This window comes from Sphingomonas sp. CD22 (assembly GCF_034556155.1).
Classification (GTDB): Bacteria; Pseudomonadota; Alphaproteobacteria; order Sphingomonadales; family Sphingomonadaceae; genus Sphingomonas.
In genome coordinates, this window is the sequence record NZ_JAYDYX010000005.1 from 268103 (window position 1) to 286298 (window position 18196).

18 protein-coding genes and 1 pseudogene are annotated in these 18196 nt (G+C 61.5%); 12 read left to right on the top strand and 7 right to left on the bottom strand.

The window, feature by feature from the left end; genetic code table 11:
- Nucleotides 1-92 precede the first annotated feature (92 nt).
- Nucleotides 93-521, bottom strand: coding sequence for a hypothetical protein (locus SFC76_RS11995; RefSeq protein ID WP_322849700.1), 429 nt, complete (start codon nt 519-521; stop codon nt 93-95).
- On the opposite strand from SFC76_RS11995, the gene SFC76_RS12000 reads away from it, so the two are divergent.
- The 4 genes from SFC76_RS12000 (at nt 502) to SFC76_RS12015 (ending at nt 4394) form a co-directional block, all read left to right on the top strand.
- Entirely contained in the window at nt 502-1248 is a 747-nt protein-coding gene (locus SFC76_RS12000) for an acyltransferase (protein WP_322849785.1), read from the top strand. The genes SFC76_RS11995 and SFC76_RS12000 overlap by 20 nt on opposite strands.
- Nucleotides 1245-2144, top strand: coding sequence for a glycosyltransferase family 2 protein (locus SFC76_RS12005; RefSeq protein ID WP_322849701.1), 900 nt, complete (start codon nt 1245-1247; stop codon nt 2142-2144). Before SFC76_RS12000 ends, SFC76_RS12005 begins: the two co-directional genes overlap by 4 nt.
- Nucleotides 2141-3355 carry a glycosyltransferase family 4 protein gene (locus SFC76_RS12010; RefSeq protein ID WP_322849702.1) on the top strand — a complete coding sequence of 405 codons (1215 nt, stop codon included), beginning with the start codon at nt 2141-2143 and terminating at the stop codon, nt 3353-3355. Before SFC76_RS12005 ends, SFC76_RS12010 begins: the two co-directional genes overlap by 4 nt.
- A 772-nt stretch (nt 3356-4127) precedes the next feature.
- Entirely contained in the window at nt 4128-4394 is a 267-nt protein-coding gene (locus tag SFC76_RS12015; RefSeq protein ID WP_322849703.1) for a hypothetical protein, read from the top strand.
- A 581-nt stretch (nt 4395-4975) separates the two neighbouring features.
- Here the strand turns inward: SFC76_RS12015 and SFC76_RS12020 are convergent.
- Nucleotides 4976-5317: pseudogene (locus SFC76_RS12020) on the bottom strand (integrase core domain-containing protein); the annotation flags it as partial.
- Between SFC76_RS12020 and SFC76_RS12025 the strand changes: the two are divergent.
- Nucleotides 5295-6461: a hypothetical protein gene (locus SFC76_RS12025; protein ID WP_322849704.1), complete on the top strand. Its 1167-nt coding sequence runs from the start codon at nt 5295-5297 to the stop codon at nt 6459-6461. The pseudogene SFC76_RS12020 and the gene SFC76_RS12025 sit on opposite strands and share 23 nt — an antisense overlap.
- Here the strand turns inward: SFC76_RS12025 and SFC76_RS12030 are convergent.
- Nucleotides 6374-7585: an IS256 family transposase gene (locus SFC76_RS12030; RefSeq protein WP_322849705.1), complete on the bottom strand. Its 1212-nt coding sequence runs from the start codon at nt 7583-7585 to the stop codon at nt 6374-6376. The two genes, SFC76_RS12025 and SFC76_RS12030, sit on opposite strands and share 88 nt — an antisense overlap.
- Before the next feature lie 602 nt (nt 7586-8187).
- On the opposite strand from SFC76_RS12030, the gene SFC76_RS12035 reads away from it, so the two are divergent.
- The 5 genes from SFC76_RS12035 (at nt 8188) to SFC76_RS12055 (ending at nt 13502) form a co-directional block, all read left to right on the top strand.
- Complete coding sequence (locus tag SFC76_RS12035; protein WP_322849706.1) at nt 8188-8982, top strand: class I SAM-dependent methyltransferase; 795 nt, start codon at nt 8188-8190, stop codon at nt 8980-8982.
- A gap of 248 nt (nt 8983-9230) precedes the next feature.
- Nucleotides 9231-10301 (top strand): MBL fold metallo-hydrolase, encoded by a 1071-nt coding sequence (locus SFC76_RS12040; RefSeq protein WP_322849707.1) that lies wholly within the window; start codon nt 9231-9233, stop codon nt 10299-10301.
- Between the two features lie 9 nt (nt 10302-10310).
- Complete coding sequence (locus SFC76_RS12045) at nt 10311-10781, top strand: VOC family protein (RefSeq protein WP_322849708.1); 471 nt, start codon at nt 10311-10313, stop codon at nt 10779-10781.
- Between the two features lie 275 nt (nt 10782-11056).
- A complete protein-coding gene (locus SFC76_RS12050) occupies nt 11057-12076 on the top strand; it encodes a glycoside hydrolase family 43 protein (protein WP_322849709.1) in 1020 nt (339 codons plus the stop codon).
- Between the two features lie 331 nt (nt 12077-12407).
- Nucleotides 12408-13502, top strand: a complete 1095-nt coding sequence (locus SFC76_RS12055) for an SGNH/GDSL hydrolase family protein (protein ID WP_322849710.1) — start codon at nt 12408-12410, stop codon at nt 13500-13502.
- A 268-nt stretch (nt 13503-13770) separates the two neighbouring features.
- On the opposite strand, the gene SFC76_RS12060 is transcribed toward SFC76_RS12055, so the two are convergent.
- Complete coding sequence (locus SFC76_RS12060) at nt 13771-15000, bottom strand: hypothetical protein (protein ID WP_322849711.1); 1230 nt, start codon at nt 14998-15000, stop codon at nt 13771-13773.
- Between the two features lie 215 nt (nt 15001-15215).
- Between SFC76_RS12060 and SFC76_RS12065 the strand changes: the two genes are divergently transcribed.
- Together SFC76_RS12065 and SFC76_RS12070 are read left to right on the top strand one after the other, a co-directional pair.
- A complete protein-coding gene (locus SFC76_RS12065; RefSeq protein ID WP_322849712.1) occupies nt 15216-16097 on the top strand; it encodes an AraC family transcriptional regulator in 882 nt (293 codons plus the stop codon).
- 69 nt (nt 16098-16166) lie between these two features.
- Nucleotides 16167-16733, top strand: a complete 567-nt coding sequence (locus SFC76_RS12070; protein ID WP_322849713.1) for a recombinase family protein — start codon at nt 16167-16169, stop codon at nt 16731-16733.
- Between the two features lie 26 nt (nt 16734-16759).
- Here SFC76_RS12070 and SFC76_RS12075 read toward each other — a convergent pair whose 3' ends face one another.
- Genes SFC76_RS12075 through SFC76_RS12085 form a run of 3 tightly spaced genes read right to left on the bottom strand, consistent with a single transcriptional unit; the run spans nt 16760 to nt 18013 of the window.
- The gene (locus SFC76_RS12075) at nt 16760-17290 is read right to left on the bottom strand and encodes an AAA family ATPase (RefSeq protein WP_322849714.1); all 531 of its coding nucleotides are present in this window, start codon (nt 17288-17290) and stop codon (nt 16760-16762) included.
- The gene (locus tag SFC76_RS12080) at nt 17287-17679 is read right to left on the bottom strand and encodes a VOC family protein (RefSeq protein WP_322849715.1); all 393 of its coding nucleotides are present in this window, start codon (nt 17677-17679) and stop codon (nt 17287-17289) included. The genes SFC76_RS12075 and SFC76_RS12080 overlap by 4 nt, the downstream gene beginning before the upstream one ends.
- On the bottom strand, nt 17672-18013 hold the full coding sequence (locus tag SFC76_RS12085) for a MarR family winged helix-turn-helix transcriptional regulator (protein ID WP_245640873.1): 342 nt from the start codon (nt 18011-18013) through the stop codon (nt 17672-17674). The genes SFC76_RS12080 and SFC76_RS12085 overlap by 8 nt, the downstream gene beginning before the upstream one ends.
- Between the last annotated feature and the right edge of the window lie 183 nt (nt 18014-18196).

An 18196-nucleotide genomic window follows, 5' to 3' on the forward strand; every position in this document is an offset into this window, starting at 1 on the left:
TTACTGCGACCGACCGTCACCAGCGCACCAAGCGCTCCCGCTTATATCTTGTTATCAAGCATTGCAAGACACATCGGCTATTGCTATTCACCTCAACTTTTTAGACCACTTGTCCGGATCGTACCGTTCATCCCCGCCGGGAAGAACGCCCCCGAGGATGCGACTGATGCGTTGGCGTAGAGGACGCCCAACGCTTGTTCGGGCGTGCGACGGATCGCAACATAATTGGCATCGGTCACGCCGATATTCGCCTGAAGATTGTTTACCGAGCCGCTGCCGATACCTTGATCGCGGTCGCCAGGACCGTCGAACTGATCGCGACCATCGCTCATCACGTTGGCGCGCGAGAACAGCGATGTCGCGCCCGTCGTGCCCGCCGCGGGCTCGCGCGCGGCGAGCGTGAAAAGCGCATTGCGGAACACAGAGTCATGGGCTGCCACGCTTGCGGACAGCGCACCCATCGGGCCGCGCAGGCTGGCGGCATACCCGGACGCCAGATTGGTGATCGCACTCGTCGCCACCGCGTGGCAGCTGGTGCTCAACGTGACGCTGTTGCACGCACTGCAGGCGCATGGCGCGGGTGCATGGAATTATCCGTCATGGTCGATCAGTGCAGAGTGGATCGCATATTGCGCCTTTCCGTTGCTTTCCGCCGCCATCCTGCGGCGCGGGGACGGTCATGCTGGAAGACGATTGATCCCGTTGGGAATCGTGGTCCTCCTCGTATGGGCGGTGGCGCCGCTCGCGTTCGGGACGGGGCTCTTTGATCTTCACGCCAACTTCGGCTGGGCCCGCATACTGCCCGAATTCGCATTCGGCATCGCGCTCTATGCGTGGGGCCGTCGGGTGCAGCTTGCCGCCTTGGCATCCTCGATGGCCTTGCTGCTGCTATGTGCGGCTATCGCCGTTCTCGCATGGTACGGCATGACGCTCGCCATGCTGGCGCCACTCGCGCTGCTCATTCTCGCTGGCGCCGAAATGGCGCGAAGCGACGGCGTCCGCTTCCTTTCGCTGCCACCCTTCATCGAGGCCGGCGAAATCTCGTACGCGCTCTACATGATCCATCTGCCCGTAGCGACGGTCGTGTTGCGTGGTACGCGCGGCGCGGGCGGTGTGACACCGCTGTGGGCACTTCCCCTGGCCGCATTCCTCGCGCTGATAGCCGCCATCGCCTGCCATCGCTTCGTCGAAAAACCGGGCCATCGCCTCATCATGCGCCTTTCGCCCAATTCCAGGAGACAGACATGATCTCGATCGTCGTTCCGACCCGCAATCGCGCTTACACGCTACGCAAGGTGCTGCCGTCCTACTTCGTTCAGGATGGCGTCGACGAGGTGCTGCTGGTCGATGACGCGGGGGATGACGAAACAGCCGACATCGCGGCGGCGATTGCCGAGAATTTCCCGAACGTGGCGCTGCGCATCGTCCGCCACGATCAGCGCAGGGGTGCCGCAGCGTCGCGTCAGGACGGCGCCGCAGCGGCCGCGGGTGAATTCGTGCTGTTCTGCGACGACGAATATCTAGAGCCGGGATACGCGGCTGAATGCCTCAGACTTTTACTGGAACACGGCGCGGGAGCCGTATCCGGGCGCCGCGTGTACATGCTGGCCGGCGAGACGCGGGCGCATGCCCTGCACAGGTTCGGCAACGGCATGCGGCGCGGAAAGCCGTTCGACTACGCCCTGTGCGAGAACGTGAATGGCGCCGTCTTCGAAGGGGTGGTGAGCTTGCCGATTACCAACTCCAACATCTTGACGCGTCGCAGTTATGTTGAGCGCTTCGGTTTCGACCCCCACTATGCGGGCGGGAATGGATACCGCGAGGAAAGTGACTTCCAGATGTCGCTGTTTCTGTCAGGGCACCCGATCCTGGCCAGCAACGATGCGCATAGTGTCCACCTGCCGATGGGGGAGGTAAGGACAGGTGGACAGCGCGTCCATGCAGCGCGCAAATTTTTTTGGTCGGTACGCTACAACGCTTATTTTCTTGAAAAGCATTATGGTCGATATGCCAGAAAGGTCGGCTTACGCCAGCCGCTCTGGCTCGCCAAATTGCACGCGCTCTTCTACCTGGCTTGGCGCAACTTCTTCCGCCCCCCATTATATGCGATCGTCATGTCGGCTCGGTTCGGCTTACGCACGTGATCGCAGCACCCGCCCGACCGTTGCGGATCCTGTTGTCAATACATCACAGGCTTGAGCGGAGCAGCGGCGCTGCGGGTGTCGTGATGCGGATCGCCGAGGAATATCGCCATCTTGGCCACGACGCCACGGTTGCGTCGCATGAGGACGTGCCGACGATCGTACCGAAGTTATTACGCGGCTTGCTGTTCCCCTTCGTTCTCGCAGCGATGATCCGCCGGCGGCAACCGGATGTCGTCGACGCGAGCAGCGGCGACGGCTGGTTCGCCTATTCACGGGATGCTGGTCGAGCCCGTCTGCATGTCACACACAGTCATGGGCTCGAGCACCTTTCGTCCGAGCGCGAGTGTGCTGGAGGCCGCTTCCTGCCATTCCATAAGCGGATTTGGCGGCACGGGCTGAGGCTGCGACTGGTAGCCCGATCCTTTGCCCTCGCCGATCTTTCTCTAGTGCTTAATGACGCCGAAGCCGACCACCTGAGCAAGGCTTTGGGCATAGAGCCATCGACAATTCATCGTATACGGCTCGGCACCGATCATGCCGGCATCCTCGTCGACGATGGCCCCCGCCATCCCGCAGCGATCGTCCAGATCGGGGCCTATACGCAAAGGAAGGGGGTGACGGTTGTTGCGGCCGCGATGGTGCCGATCTTGGAAGAAACGCCAGGTTCTTCCATGATGTTCGTCGGGACAGGTGTACCGCGCCAAATCGTCCTCGACGACTATCCGGATCATCTTCACGATCGGATCATTGTCGTCGAACATTATAGCAATGATATGCTGCCCGGACTGCTGGCCGATCGGTACATCTGCCTCATGCCATCCTTGTTCGAAGGATATGGCATCGCGAAGCTCGAAGCCATGGCCTGCGGCCTCGCAGTCGTGGTCAGCGATGACGCGGGTGCGAAGGCAGATGTCATAGATGGCTGCAACGGTCTGATCGTGGCGTGTGGCGAAGCAGAGGCCTTGCGTCAGGCCGTCAGGACATTAGTGGCGCAGCCGCAATATGTCAGGCGCTTACGAGCAGCGGGTTTCGAGACCAGCAAAATACTCTCTTGGGACAAAATAGCACGAGATAGGGCATCGCTTTATGCCACTCATTTTGCATTAAAAGAGGCCCGAAATCGTCAACATATAGGTTATTCTTGTCCGATGCCGCTGGCTTCGGGCGGTAGAAAGGAACATAAGAATTTATCGTCTGTGCCTTCTTTGTGAGCACGCAGACGGCAGAGAGATTATGTCTCCCGCTTGCAAAATCGGGTGTTCTTTTCGTGGATTCTTATAGCATCGCCTCTCAGGCCAAAATTGCGAAGCCGGGGATGAGCGCACTCCCTGTTTGGACAAATTTTGTTCAAAGCCGATCTGGCCGTGACTTTTATCCAACAGGTGCATCGCATTGTGGTCAGGACAACGGGTCAGACAGCCAGCGCGACGGTGAACCACGATGAGCAACCATTTGCGCCCTCGCGTGGATAGGGATCGGGTTGCATCGCGCGCGATGAACTTGGATGCGAGCCCAGCTGACGTCACCGCTCTTTGCATCACCATGGGCATCCCATCAGCGCAATCGAGCCTTTGGCCACCAGTGGAACGCACGTCGTTGTTATGAACATGACCGATGCAACTCTACTGCGAGACGCGTTTGGTTCTATGGTACTCACTCATGACGTGCTACGTAATCGCTGGTTATTCCATGCCACCTAAGCATAGTCCGCGCCCTATAAGCAACGTTGCAACTTTAGATTTGTGATTAGTAGGTCGCCATTTTGAGCTCACGAGCCTAAGCGGCATCGAACCGATTAAAGCGCTTAGGCATCTTACAACTGAAAACCATACTATCACTTTGTGTAAATCTAGGCAGAAACACTTTTGGAATTTTCCGAACGTGAATGCTGTCCAAGTAAGTGGTATGGAACACACCGCATTGAACGCCTTGAGCTTAATGCGGCTGAGAGCCAGTTGCTCCCGCGCCGAGGGGACGCACGCTATGGACCTCAATTACATGCTAAAGCGCGAGCAGTACCAGTTGCATTTGGCAACGACGTCCCAATCCATGTCTGCTCGAACGGCCCATCGCGCTTTTGCAAAGGAATACGGGCCGGCGATCGCGGCGAGCGGGTTTCCCCACTCGTTCAACAAGCCAGGCGGTGCGTATCATGTCGTGAACGAGGCCCGCATTGTTGAACATAGGCCACTTCAGGATTGGGAAAACGAAGGCGGCAGCTTAAGCAATCCCAAGCATAAGCCGAATTGATGCCTGGCATCTACAACAATTGGCTGAAAATAAGACTATGACTGGAATACCCCTGATTGGGAGGGCACATCTCGACAAAGCGTACGAAGAGGGACGGCTTGCGGGGAGCGAAATAAATGTGGAGGAGCAAGACTGCCCCTTTCGCGGTCACACTGGTCCGACGTTGAGACACGCTTGGCTGCGGGCTTTTCAAGCGACGCGGGCTCCTATAGCGGCGTAAGTAGTCGCCAGATGTCCGGTAGCTTATCGCTGCTGCATCACGTTTAGCTGTTCGACATCTCGTACGCGTTTGACGTTTTGACCGAGCATGTTTCGGTACCCGATGCCAACTATATCGAAGCCTGACACAACCGAGACCAATAGTAAAAATTGTCGACCCGTTTGCGACAGCCGGACGGTCCTTGAATCTCTGTTAGGCCAGACTTTAGTCCATATCTGCCCATGCCATCACGCCGGATATCGGACAGCGGCCATCCAGCTAGGCACTGTTGTTGGGATTAGGAGTACGGACAATGAGTAGGGAACGGATCACCAGATCGCTCCTCTGGCTGGTCGTGACGTGCTCCCCAAAGCTCTACCGGTCATAACTGGAGTCCGGGGTTGGAATGGTGCCCCTCGGGGCGGTGTTGCACAACCCGCCTGGCAGCATCGGCGGGCGTCAGCCCGCCAACACCGCTATGCGGTCGCACGTGGTTGTAGTCGTCGCGCCAGAGCCGCAGCACCGAGCGGGCGTGACCGAGCGACACGAACAGCGTCTCGTTGAGGCACTCGTCACGCAGGCGCCCGTTGAAGCTCTCAACGTAGCCGTTCTGCTGCGGTTTGCCGGGTGCGATGTAGTGCCACTCGACAGGCCGCTCCTGCGTCCATCTGAGGATCGCCAGACTGGTCAGCTCGGTGCCGTTGTCGCTGATAATCATCAGCGGCAGCACGGCCCCTTGCGGCACGTTCTCGCGCGTCAGCAAATATCCATTCGAGAATGCGATCAAGAATTACACGCGCCGGCAGGAGGTGCGCGAGCGCGAGTTCGCCAAGCTGGACGTGCCCGCCACAGCGGCAGTCGCGGCCACCGGAACGGGAGTCGCGGTGACGGCGGGCATCCGGAAACTGGCGGACGGCTTCTATTCGATCGCGGGCGGCGCGGTCGATGCCAGCGGCAAGCTCTACTTCATCGACCGCTTTCACCACCGCATCCATGGCTGGTCGCAGGAGGAGGGATTGTCGCTGCTGACGGATACGCCGCTCGACCCGGTGAATCTGGCGGTCGGCCGCTCCGGCAACCTGATGGTGCTCTCGTCGGCAGGGACGGACGCCAGCGTGTACAGCATCGATCCCGCGCATCCCGAGCAGATCCGCACGATCACCGCCACCCCGGCGCGCAGACACAGCGACGCGGCGACGCTGCTGCCGGTCAACATCTATGCCAATGGCGAGTTCGCTGATCGGCTCGATCCCAAGACCTATGCCTTCCCGCCCCTGTCAGCATTCTTCGTGGACAAGATGGCCGACGCCAAGTCGCAGGAATATGTCTCGCCCGACGGGTCGCCGGTGCTGCCGGCGTTTCGCGTCTGGAACCAGAGCACGGCGGACAATCTCGGCTGGCGCTGGTCGGACTCGCTCGACGCTTATGGATTGGTGGCCGCGAAACAGGGTGAACGGGTGGTCCTGACGAATGCATCGGAAAATCGGACGTACAGCGGACTGGTCGGCATCGGCGGACAATTGACCGACCTGAAAGAGGTAGCCGACCGTGGCGGCGAGAGCGTCGCGCGGGATAACGCCGGGAACCTCTACGTCGCAAACGGGCAGGTGTTCGTATACGGTGCGGACGGAAAGCAGGAGCGCCGGATCGACACCCCCGAACGGCCGTTGCAGTTGTTGATCGGGGGCAAGGGCAAGCGCACGCTGTTCATTCTTACACATCACGCGGGTCGTGTCCGTCAACGTGGTGTAATTTGGGGTGTGGCCCCGGGCTGCATCGTTCAGGCGGCCTTGGGTGTAATCTGTAGCGGCGTCACCTCCTCGATCTGTGGTGTGGCGAGAGCGACCATGCCCTCGATCTGCATGTAGCGGTTCTGGAGCTGGTACTCGTCGTTCTGCTCGAGGAGCACGGCGCCAATGAGCCGGGTGATGCTGTCCTCGTTGGGGAAGATGCCCACCACGTCAGCCCGGCGCTTCACCTCCTTGTTGAGCCGTTCGAGCGGGTTGGTGCTGTTCAGCTTCACCCGGTGCTGCTCGGGAAAGGTCATGTAGGCGAGCACGTCGTGCTCGGCGTTGTCCATGCAGGCGCCGAGTTTCGGCCATCTGGCGCGGAGCTGGTCGGCGACATGGCGCCAGGTTCGGGTGGCGGCGGCATGGTCCGGCTGGAGGAAGACCTGCCGGATCGCGGCGGCGACCATGGTGTTGTGGCCCTTGGGGACGTGCGCCAGCGCGTTGCGCATGAAGTGGACGCGGCAGCGCTGCCAGGTGGCGCCGACGACGCGGGTGACGGCGGCCTTCAGCCCCTCGTGCGCGTCGGAAATGACCAGCTTCACGCCCTTGAGCCCGCGCCGGACGAGATCGCGCAGGAAGGTCGACCAGAACGGCTCGGCCTTGCTCGGGCCGATGTGCAGGCCGACGATCTCGCGCTTGCCCTCGGTGGTGACGGCGACAGCGATTATGGCGGCGACGCTGACGATGCGGCCGCCCTCGCGGACCTTGAGGTAGGTGGCGTCGAGCCAGAGGTACGGCCACTCGCCGGCGAGCGGGCGCTTCAGGAAGGCGTTCACCCGTTCGTCGATGTCCTTGCACAGTTTCGACACGCTCGACTTCGAGATGCCGCTCATCCCCATCGCCTGGACCAGATCGTCGACGCGCCGCGTACTGACGCCGGCGATCCAGGCCTCCTGGATGACGCTGACCAGCGCCTTCTCGACCGTCTTCCTCGGCTCCAGGAAGCCGGGAAAGTAGGCGCCGGTGCGCAGCTTGGGGATCTTCAGGTTGAGCGTGCCCAGCCGGGTATCCAGGCTGCGGTCACGGTAGCCGTTGCGCCACGTGCTACGCTCGCCGGACCGCTCGTGGCGGCCGGCGCCGATGAGGCCGTCGACGTCGGCCTCCATGATGATCTGCAGCACGCTCTCGGCAACGCTGCGCAGGAAATCGCCGTCTCCGGTCTTCGCCATCAACTCGGCAAGCGGTAGTCTGTCGTCGGTCATCGGGAAAAACTCCTCGGATGTTGGTGAAGCTCGACACTTCCACCTTAACCGATGAGCCCGGTGGCCACCGAGACGCCGAAGCCGGGGTGGGGCCTCGGCCCCACCCCGGCATACACCGTCATCTACACCGGGAAATTACACCACGAGCGCGGACGCTACCCATCACGCGCTCTATGCCATGCCGCTTTGATCATGATGGCCTGATCAACTAATGCGCCTCAGGTTGGAGCTCATTGATGTGAATATCGTGATTCGTTTGAGCCTCCAAAATGAGATAGTGGATGAGCGACCTCGACTAGCCGACGGGTGATAGACACTGCGCAGTCTCGACTTTAACGGCCGAAAAAGCGTAGATCGCGGTCCCGCAGCTTACGGCGGCGTGGATCCAGAGTCGGCGGTTCGCGGCACCTTTTGAACTTCCCAAACCCGGCCATTCATCAATGTCAATCGGGGGCGACCCAATACCGCCGCTCCATGACGACCATCACGTCGCCCGACCAAATGCGAAAAACTTCAGGACGACCAGAAGGTGACCCAGATGGCAGACTTCTGTTCCGAGCCGTGACGGAGTAGCACTACCCCTTCTTCGCGAAAGGCACTTCATGCGTCCTAACTCCGCCCTGCTCGCTTTGGTGCTCGTCGCCGGCTCTGTTGCTGCCGCTCAACCGGCATTGACGCCAGTCCTGAAAGCAGCAGTGAAGGCGTCGACGCGCTCTCCTGCCAACATCGCTCGCGATCGCTATCGCCACCCCGTCGAAACGTTGAGCTTCTTCGGCGTTAAGCCAACGGACACTGTAGTCGAGATCTGGCCGAGCGGCGGGTGGTACACCGAAATCCTCGCTCCTTATCTGTCCGCGCACGGGACGCTATATGCGGCCGGGCCGGACGACAAAGGGCTTGCTGCCGTAAAGAGTAAGCAGTCAGCCTCGCCGGCTGCGTACCGCTCCGTAAGGTTTGCGACCTTTCCAGCCGAACGGGGCGCGACTCCGGTACCAGCCGGCACCGCCGACGTCGTCCTGACCTTTCGCAATGTACATAACTGGCGCTTCGGTGCGACCGACCAGACGCAGACGGCATTCGACCAGATGTTCGCCATGCTCAAACCCGGCGGCACCCTGGGCGTCGTCGAGCACCATTTGCCCGAGATGTCCGGGACAATCGAGGAAGCGCGCAGCGGTTACATGAAGCGGTCGTCCGTGATTGGCTACGCAACCAAAGCCGGCTTCAAGCTTGCCGGCGAGAGCCCGATCAACGCTAATTCGAGGGACACGCACGATTACCCCAAGGGGGTTTGGACACTGCCACCGGGCTTTGCGGACGGTGATCGCCATCGGGCGCGTTACGCGGCCATTGGCGAGAGCGACAGGATGACCCTGAAGTTCATAAAGCCGAAGTGATCGCCCAATCGGTCGCCCAGCATTCTGGCGGAGAGAACCCAACTCCTGTCATTTGGCGAGGTTTACCGCCGCCCCTACTCCGGACGCTTGTTCAGGATCTGCTTCCACCTCGGGCCGGCCATCGTCAGGCGCGAAGCCGAGCGGATCGAAGAAGCGTTGCGCATTGCGGGCCCCCGTCGCGAACGCTCTCACTGCTTGATCGTGACGACATTTAGGCGTTCACTGCTGGCGACGAGAGGAGACGCGCCATGCAAATCGACCGCAGGAAACTACTAATAGTTGCCGCGGCGTCGACGGTGGCGTGGCCGCGCCGCGTCACCGCCGCAACGTTGGCCGTCCCCGCCGTCGATCACCTCGAACTGACCGTCCTGGTCGACAGCACGACGGCGGTCTTCGGCACACCGATCGACACGCCGATCATCAAGGTGACGCCGCCCCCGATAACGCGCGACTATCATCAGGCATTCGCTGGTCAGTGGGGCTATTCTTTGTTCGCGCGCTCGAGAATCGGAGCTGCGGCGCGCGCTACGCTGATAGACTTTGGCTACACGCCTGAGGCGCTGCTCGGCAACATGGCGCTGCTCGGCATCGACCCGGCGACGGTCGATGCGATGGTGTTGAGCCACGGCCATTACGATCATTTCGGCGGCCTTGACGGCCTGCTCGCGGGCGGCCGCATACGGCGCGGCACACCGCTATTTGTGGGTGGTGAGGAGGCGTTCTGCGCACGCGTCCGCGGTACCGACCCCGATGGACCACCGTTCGGTGCGATCGACCGTCCGGCGCTGCTCCGCGCAGGCGTGGTCCCGGTTATTTCAGGAGATCCAAGGATCGTGGCGGGCCAAGGCTTCACCACGGGTCGTATCCCGTTCGTCTCGGCCGAGCGGCCGCGGGTCCCGACCGGCATGTTGCCCGGCCAGGGTTGCGACCGCGCGCTGCTCGATCCGGCCAAGCGAGGAACGAGTTTCTTCATCGACGATGCTGTTCACGAGCTTGGCACGGCATATCATGTCGCTGGCCGAGGTCTTGTCGTGATCGGCTCGTGCAGCCATCGCGGGATCATCAACACTGTACGGCAGGCGCAGACAGCCTCCGGCGTGGACCGTGTGCACGCGATCGTTGGCGGTTTCCACCTCGTGGCGCCGCAGACGGCCGCGCAGGCGCAAGAGACCGTTGCGCTGATGCAAGCGCTCGACCCCGATATCCTCATTCCCGGTCACTGCTCCGGCGAAACCTTCATCGCGGCAGCGCAAGCGGCGATGCCGGGGAAGGTGATCCGCTCGATTGTCGGCACCCGCTACCTGTTCGGCCGAACATGAGGAAGATCGATGCGTGACGTCTTTGCCGCCGCCCTACTGCTTGCAACGCTTGGAGCACCCGTCCGCGCTCAGCCCGTGGCGCCGGCGCCGGCGCCGGCTCTATTGCTCGATCATGTTGGCATCCAGGTGGCGGACGTTGAACGATCCGTGGCCTTTTACGCGCGGGTCCTTGGCCTGCGCGAGGTTCCGGCACCGTTTCCGCGTGATGCAGCCCGCTGGTTCGCGCTCGGCGGCGGCCGGATGCTGCATATCGTCGCCCACGGCACGCCGGGCGCTCCACACAACCGTTGGGATCATTACGCACTGGCCTGCGCAGATTTCGACGCGATGGTCATGCGACTAGACGAACTCCACGTCGCGTGGAAGGACATGGACGGCCACCATGCGATCCAGACCCGACCGGATCGCATACGCCAGATTTTTGTGCGTGATCCTGACGGCTACGTCATCGAGATCAACGACGCGCATCCCACCGTGTAAGATTGACCCATATCCCGACATTCACCGCGCCATTGCCGCTTCCACAAACCGGACGCTTGTTCAGTTGTGGACCCGCTCGACATTCGACAAGCCTATTGACCGGATCAGGCAAGAGGTGCCTCAGACTCGTCCCTCGCCGCTTCTCTAACGGGAACTTCGTGAGTGCGCGGAGTCTGAGGATCCTCGATCAGGCAATACGCTCTGCCGCTTCTGCCCGGGAGGATTGACGACGCTGGTTGCAGGAGTACTCCTACAATCGAGATAGGGAGACGGACGTGAAACATTGGCTCGGCATGGTAGCGCTCGCGCTTGGTTCTGCGTTGGCTGCGATCCCGGCCGTGGCGACCGACACCCCCGGCTCCAATCCGATCATCCGCGATAAATTTATCGCCGATCCGGCACCCCTCGTTGTGGGCAACACGCTTTACCTCTACGTCGATCACGACGAGGCCAAGGACGGCGAGATGTTCAATATGAGCGAGTGGCTAGTCTACTCGACGACGGACATGAAGCATTGGACTTCTTACCCTTCGATCCTGAAGATCAGTGATCTTAAGTGGGCAAAGAAGGATGCGTGGGCACCGCAGGCTATCGCCAAGAATGGAAAGTTCTATCTGTACGTGCCCGCCGAGCATGACGACACCCACCCAGGCAAGGCGATCGGCGTTGCGGTATCAGACAGGCCGACCGGCCCTTTCAAGGACGCGCGCGGATCAGCGCTGATCACCAACGAGATGACGCCCAAGGGCAAACATAGCTGGGAAGACATCGATCCCACCGTGCTGACCGACACTGACGGCACAACTTGGATCGCGTGGGGCAACCGCGAATGCTACATCGCCAAACTGAAGCCGAACATGATTGATCTCGATGGACCAATCCGGGAGATTACCCCGCCTTTCTACGTAGAAGGCCCATGGTTGCACCGGCGCGGTAACCTCTATTACCTTACCTATGCCTCTATGGACCCAGCAGCGAAGCCGGGGGCCAAACCCGGGGACGAACACGTGTCCTACGCAACGGCGCCGGCAATCACCGGCCCGTGGACGTTCCGTGGCGAGCTGACCGGACCGGCGAAGAATAGCTTCACCATCCATCCCGGCATCGCCGAGTTCAAAGGCAACTGGTATCTGTTCCTGCACAATGCTGCGCTGACGATCGGCGCTCAGAAGGGTGCGCTCGGACGTCGCGCGGTCACCGTAGAACATCTCTACTACAATCCTGATGGCACGATGAAACCGGTTGTCCAGACCGAAGCCGGGGTGTCTGCCCCGCCGCTCGAGATTCAGCGATGAGATGTTGCGCCTCTTGCTCGCTGCACGTCGCCCGTCCCGCGTTAGGTAAGCAAATGGGAAGTCTAAGATGACGCGATCTGGTTTGACCTTGCTTTGCGCCCTGGCCGCGATGTCGGTACCGGCCGCAGGCGCGCCACCGCGCCCTACGGCCGCGCGGGCCGCCTCGGATCGCACGTGGGTCGCGGCGTGGGGGTATGTCGTCTCGCCACCACCGCCCGGTCAGCAGCCCGCCCCTTTCACGCCTCCCGCCGGAACGGTCATTCCGCTTGGTCCTGCTTCGGCACCGGCCAGGCCGCCCACCCCGCCTCGGCTGATCGACAACCCGGGCCAAATGGCGGTAGACACCGGCACTGGCGATCTCGTCAACGCGACCATCCGGCAGGTGGTTCGCGTCTCCGCAGCAGGAAGCGCCGTTCGTCTGCGGTTGTCGAACGAAGGCGGCGTAGACGCCCTTGCAATTGGAGCGATGCACGTCGGGCTTGCGGGGCCGGACGGATCGGTTCTGCCCGGGACCGATCACATCGTCACCTTCGCCGGTCTGCCTAGCACCAATATCCCGGCCGGGGCGCCATTGCTAAGCGATCCTATCACGCTCCCCGTAAAGGCACTCGATAAGCTCGCCGTCTCGCTCTACGCCCCGGGTCGGCTGCCGGTCCGTAACGTGCGAGCGCTGTGGCAGTATGTCGCGGGCCCGAGCGGCGACAGCGGCGCAATGCCGGTGCTGCCTCAGGTCCGCCTGGTGAACGCACCGGTCATCCTCACGCAAGTCGAGGTCGCACCGATTCAGCCGACGAGTGTAGTCGTCGCACTCGGCGACTCGATCACTGAAGGCTACGGCTCAACCAACAATGCCTTCCGCGGCTGGACCGATCGGCTAGCCGAGCGATTGGCGGCGCGGCAGGGCAAACAACGCTGGGCGGTGGTGAGTGCGGGGATCGGCGGCAATCGCCTGCTCGGCTACGGTGCAGGTCCGAATGCACTCGCACGGTTCGATCGCGACGTGCTGAGCGTGCCAGGTGTGAAGGCCGTCATCTTGCTTGAGGGCATCAACGATATTGGACGCAGCTTCAGCCCCCGCGGACCAAGCGATCCGGTAACGGCGGACGCCCTGATCGCGGCGGACAAGCAGATCATCGAGCGGGCGCACGAGCACGGCATCCGCGTAATCGGCGCTACGCTCACCCCGTACAAGAACGCTGGTTATGCCAGCGAGCAAGGCGAAGCGGTACGACAGGCGCTCAATGGCTGGATCCGAGGTTCGGGTGCCTTTGATGGCGTAATTGATTTTGCGTCTTCGGTCGCTGACAAGACCGATCCGTTAAAGATCGACTCTGCGTTCAACGACGGTGACAAGCTCCACCCGAACGATGCGGGCTATAAAGCCATGGCAGACGCGGTTGACCTGCTAGTTATTACCGGGATGTGAGCGGCTCGCCAGTATCAGAGTCTCTATCCTCTTACCGCCGTCCAAATATGGGGCGTTAAGTGCTTTCTCCCCAGCTGAGGTCGGCGGGGCCTCGGTCGCCACGACCCAGACCCGGTCATTCGCGGCCTCTTTTCAGCTCTCAACCTTCTGCCATTCATTCATGTTGGCAGCGGAGGAGGTGCCGAGCCTCAGCACTGCCCGCTGCCCCGCCAGCTTTCCCAAAAAGGATCGTGTTTCGAGAAGCGCCTAAGCTGACACCTTACCGATATTATGACACCCGCTTGCAGTTTGGCGTGTCGATGCTCGTCGCGCCCTTCGCGTCGAACCACACCGTTCCGTTCGACACCATCGCCAATCCGTCATGAACGAACATCTCATGCGGAACGGCCAGCTTCAAACGTGACAGGAGGCATGGTGTAAATATCTCATCCCAGCGTCGGAACAGCTCTTGCCTGGTGCGGACGAGACCCCGGCGGCTACCGATGTTCAAGGGAAATGAAGTCGCCGATGCCGCTTCAGTTTTGTTGCCGGACAGCGCGCCGTCTATGAAGTGTCGCGCTCTTGCCTCGAACACGTTCGCCGATTCCTTCGTCACATCCTCGTACCGGCTGGCCCCTTGCGGCCCACCGATGAGATTCATTCCGAGCGTTACCTGCAGCGTCGTTGTGCCCTTCGTCCATGTTCCCACAAGCGACGTCGAATTATAGAATGTCAGAGGCGGTTTCGATGCCGGGCTGACGGTCTCGAAGTGTAGATTGAACGTTGATCCGTCATCACCATGCAGGACAAGATGATCCCCATCCATCCCGCCGGTGAGTCCTATGTCGATGGGGTTCCGTGCGTAGAAGTAGTGGCCGGCGACGAACTCGGTGTGGTTCCTCACCGTCATGTGTGCGCCGACGCCATACGGGCCAATGGACCCGTCCAGGCCCTCCTCCTCGACACCGGGGACCGCAGCGCCATGCTTGATCGCCGTGCTGGAAGTGTCGGTCATCTGACCGGTATCCTCCCCTATGATCTGTTTCCCGGCGATAGCTTGCAGCCTTACAGCCGGTGAAACAGTTGGATTAACCGGGTAGCCATGCCCGTCATAGCGCAAGCGCGCCTCATATCCGCGAACGATGCCTCCAGCAGCGACCATCACTCCCAGATCACGCCACCCATGCGTAGTTGTCGCCAGAACGCGCACGGGGGGTCGGGCGACGGAGATATCGGTGATTTCCCGGTAGCCGGTCGGCGTCATGGCCAGCACGTAAAGGTCACATCCCCCGCTGCCGCAAAGGTCGGCTTGGCCGCCACCTTCGGACGTGGCCATTGCGTAGATCAGCGCCTCCGGCTTCTTGTCCCCGTCCAGGTCCGCCAACGCGACGGTGTAGCGCGTCAGCTTGTGATCCCGGATGAAGGCCGCGACCCCGGAAGGCGCTGTTGGAGCGGCCATCCCTGCGGCCGTAATCAGGCCGACGATTGTAGCTGCGGAATAAACGGCCAGACGCTTCAAGACAGCCTCCACTACGAAATGTCGCGACGCGTTCGTGCGCCAATCGTTTTACCCTGCCTCTGCGTTCCCGTAAACGAACGGCAAGCGAGACGGCTCGGGCGTTCTCAATTAGCAGCCTTTGCTAGAACGCATGGATCCGAACGCAGAACCGCAAGATCGGTCGAGCGCCTCCAATCCAAGTACGTCTAACTGGCGCCGCCACGGAGGACAGGACGATGAAGGCGGCGGTTCACAACTACCATGCCCGGATGCAGCGGGTGCTGGATCACATTGACCGGCATCTGGACGACGATCTAGACCTGGATGCGGTGAGCGGCGTCGCCGCCTTCTCGAAATATCACTTCCACCGGCAGTTCACGGCGACCTTCGGACTTTCCGTGCAACGCTACGTCCAGCTCGCCCGCATGAAGCGGGCATCCTACCGGCTGGCCTACAGGGACGCGCAGAGCGTCACCGACATAGCGATAGATGCCGGCTACGACGCCCCGGATGCCTTCGCCCGTGCCTTTCGGCAACGGGTCGGGCAGTCGCCCTCGTCGTTCAGGAAGGCTCCCGATTGGGAGCCGTGGCTTGCGGCCTTCGGGCCTCTCGACAACGCGAGGAGCAAGCTCATGCAGACCACTTACACTACCAACGACGTAATGATCCGCGACGAAGCGCCGACATCCGTCGCGATCATGGAGCATCGCGGCGACCCGGCGACGATCGGCGCGACCATCCAGCGGTTCATCGCTTGGCGCAAAGCGACTGGGCTGTCACCCAGGGTCAGCCCGACCTTCAACGTCTTCCACTCCGATCCGCGCACGACGCCTCCAGCAGAATACCGCATGGACCTGTGCGTCGGCACCGATCGCCCCATCGAGGCGAACGGCGAGCGAATCGAGGCCGGCACCATCCCGGGCGGACGCTGTGCGGTGCTGCGCGTCGTTGGCAATACCGACAATCTGGAGCCTGCCGCCCTGTATCTCTATCGCGATTGGCTACCCGTAAGCGGTGAGGAGGCACGCGACTTTCCGCTCTACTGCCAGCGCATCGCCTTCTTCCCGGAGGTACCGGAGCATGATGCGGTCGCGGAGCTGTTCCTGCCGCTCAAATAGCCTGCCGGAGGGCGGCTCGCATCCTTGTCCTGGAGTCGAAGAGTCGCCCCTCTCACGTAGGATGCACCCATGCTGATCGGTTACGCCCGTGTTTCGACGACCGACCAAGATTTGTCGCTACAACTCGACGCATTGGCAAAGGCCGGTTGTGGGAGACTGTTCACCGACAAAGCGAGCGGCGTGAAAGTCGATCGACCGAGCTTGGCGGAAGCGCTCCATTTCGCACGCGCAGGAGACACCCTCGTGATTTGGAAGCTCGATCGGCTTGGCCGCTCGATCCGAGGTCTCATCGAGCTAGCGGCGGGCCTGTCCGCTCGCAACGTGGACTTCCGATCTCTCACCGATGGGTTCGACACGGCCACTCCTTCTGGGCGACTCCTTTTCCACATATTGGCTTCAGTCGCAGAGATGGAACGTGAGCTGGTGAAGGAGCGTACGATCGCGGGCTTGGCGGCAGCTCGCGCGAAGGGCGGCACCGGTGGTGGCCGAAAAGCAGCAATGACACCCGACAAGATCGACACTGCGCGCAAGCTCCTAGCAGCCGGGGACAAGCCTACCAAAATAGCGAAGCTGCTCCAAGTTGGCCTATCCACCTTCTATCGCCATTGCCCGGCCAGCGCCGGCCTTCCCGATTGAGGATGCTTTTTTGGGATTGGGCGGGTTTACCGAAATACGCGTAGAACCAGCTCTGCGACCAGCTCCAGATCGACGGTAACGCGGGTATCTACCCGGATAACATTTCCAATCCCGACTGGCCTATTATACTTCGCCAGCATCTCGGGCGGCATCTCCTTGAGCGGGTGAGCGGCATGATGGCCGGCGATGGCAGCCCGATCCCGGAAGCGCCTGGCGGCCTCGATCGGGCCACAATCGCAATAAACCTCAGCGATAGTCGCCTCCAACGCGCTAAGTTGGGCGCGCTCATAGTCGCTTCGCGGACGGAAATTGGCTTCGAGCACCGCCTGTGTCGTATGACGCGCCAGCATCCACAGTAATTCCATAGCGGCACCCCCGATCCGGCGTGATGTCGCAAGGTCGCCTGCACCAGCTCCCAGCGCGTCGGTAAGCGTCTCCTTTACAAGATCTTTGGAAAATAGCGCGAAGCCGAGCTGCTGCGCGAGCGGGACCGCCAACGTCGTCTTGCCGGCACCCGGAGCGCCCGAGACAATGACGATCCGACGCCGCAGGGTCATTCTTCCCGCCCTGCAAAGGCTATGAGATTGCCGCCGGGATCGCGGAGGATGAACGTCCGTGCGCCCCATGCCTCGCGCTTGAGGCGTTGGTGCCATTCGACACCGGCGACATCGAAAGACTGCGCTAGCGCCTCTATGCCCTGGACGGTTACGGTAGCCGAAAGCGCATCGGCTTCCCGATCGCGGAAGCCGTCTGCAAACACGTTGCCGTTTGTATGCCGCAGGTTGAGGCAGGCCCCACCACGCCCGACCTGTACGTAGAAAGGCGGATCGCCGTACATGAACATGAGCGTGAAGCCGAGGCGATCGGTGTAAAAGGCAGTGGCGGCGATCAAATCCGGCACGAAAAGCTGGGGCTCGGCCGCGATCAGATTTGGCTCTTCACTCATGGTCGTCCTCCTGCGTCTCGCCGGCAAGCCGGAGCATCACGTCGGACGCGGCGAGCAGCGTCCGACGGTCGGCGTCATTCAGTTGGCTGGACATGGCATCTGCCAGCCATTGCCGGCGTCGAGCTATCGCCCGGTGCAAAGCCGTGGCACCGCCATCGGTCAGCGCAATTAGCTGACGACGGCGATCGGCAGGATCGGTCGGGCGCTCGATCAGCGCGGCATCCTCCAACCGGACCAGCAAGCGGCTCAGGGATTGAGGCTGCAAGCCTTCACCTCGCGCGAGCGTCACCGCACTCATCGGGCCTTGCCGGTGCAGCGACGCGAGCAGCGCCAAGCCGCTGCCGGTAACTTCCCCGTCCGACGCGGGCCGGCGCAACCGGCGCGCCATTCGAAGTACCGCTCGCACGATCCTGGCCTCATCGCTCTCGCGATCGTCTACGCTTGTCATTTCATACGCATTGCGTATTATCGGGAAGCAGTCAACCCGATGATCCGCGACGGCAGCACAGTGGAGACA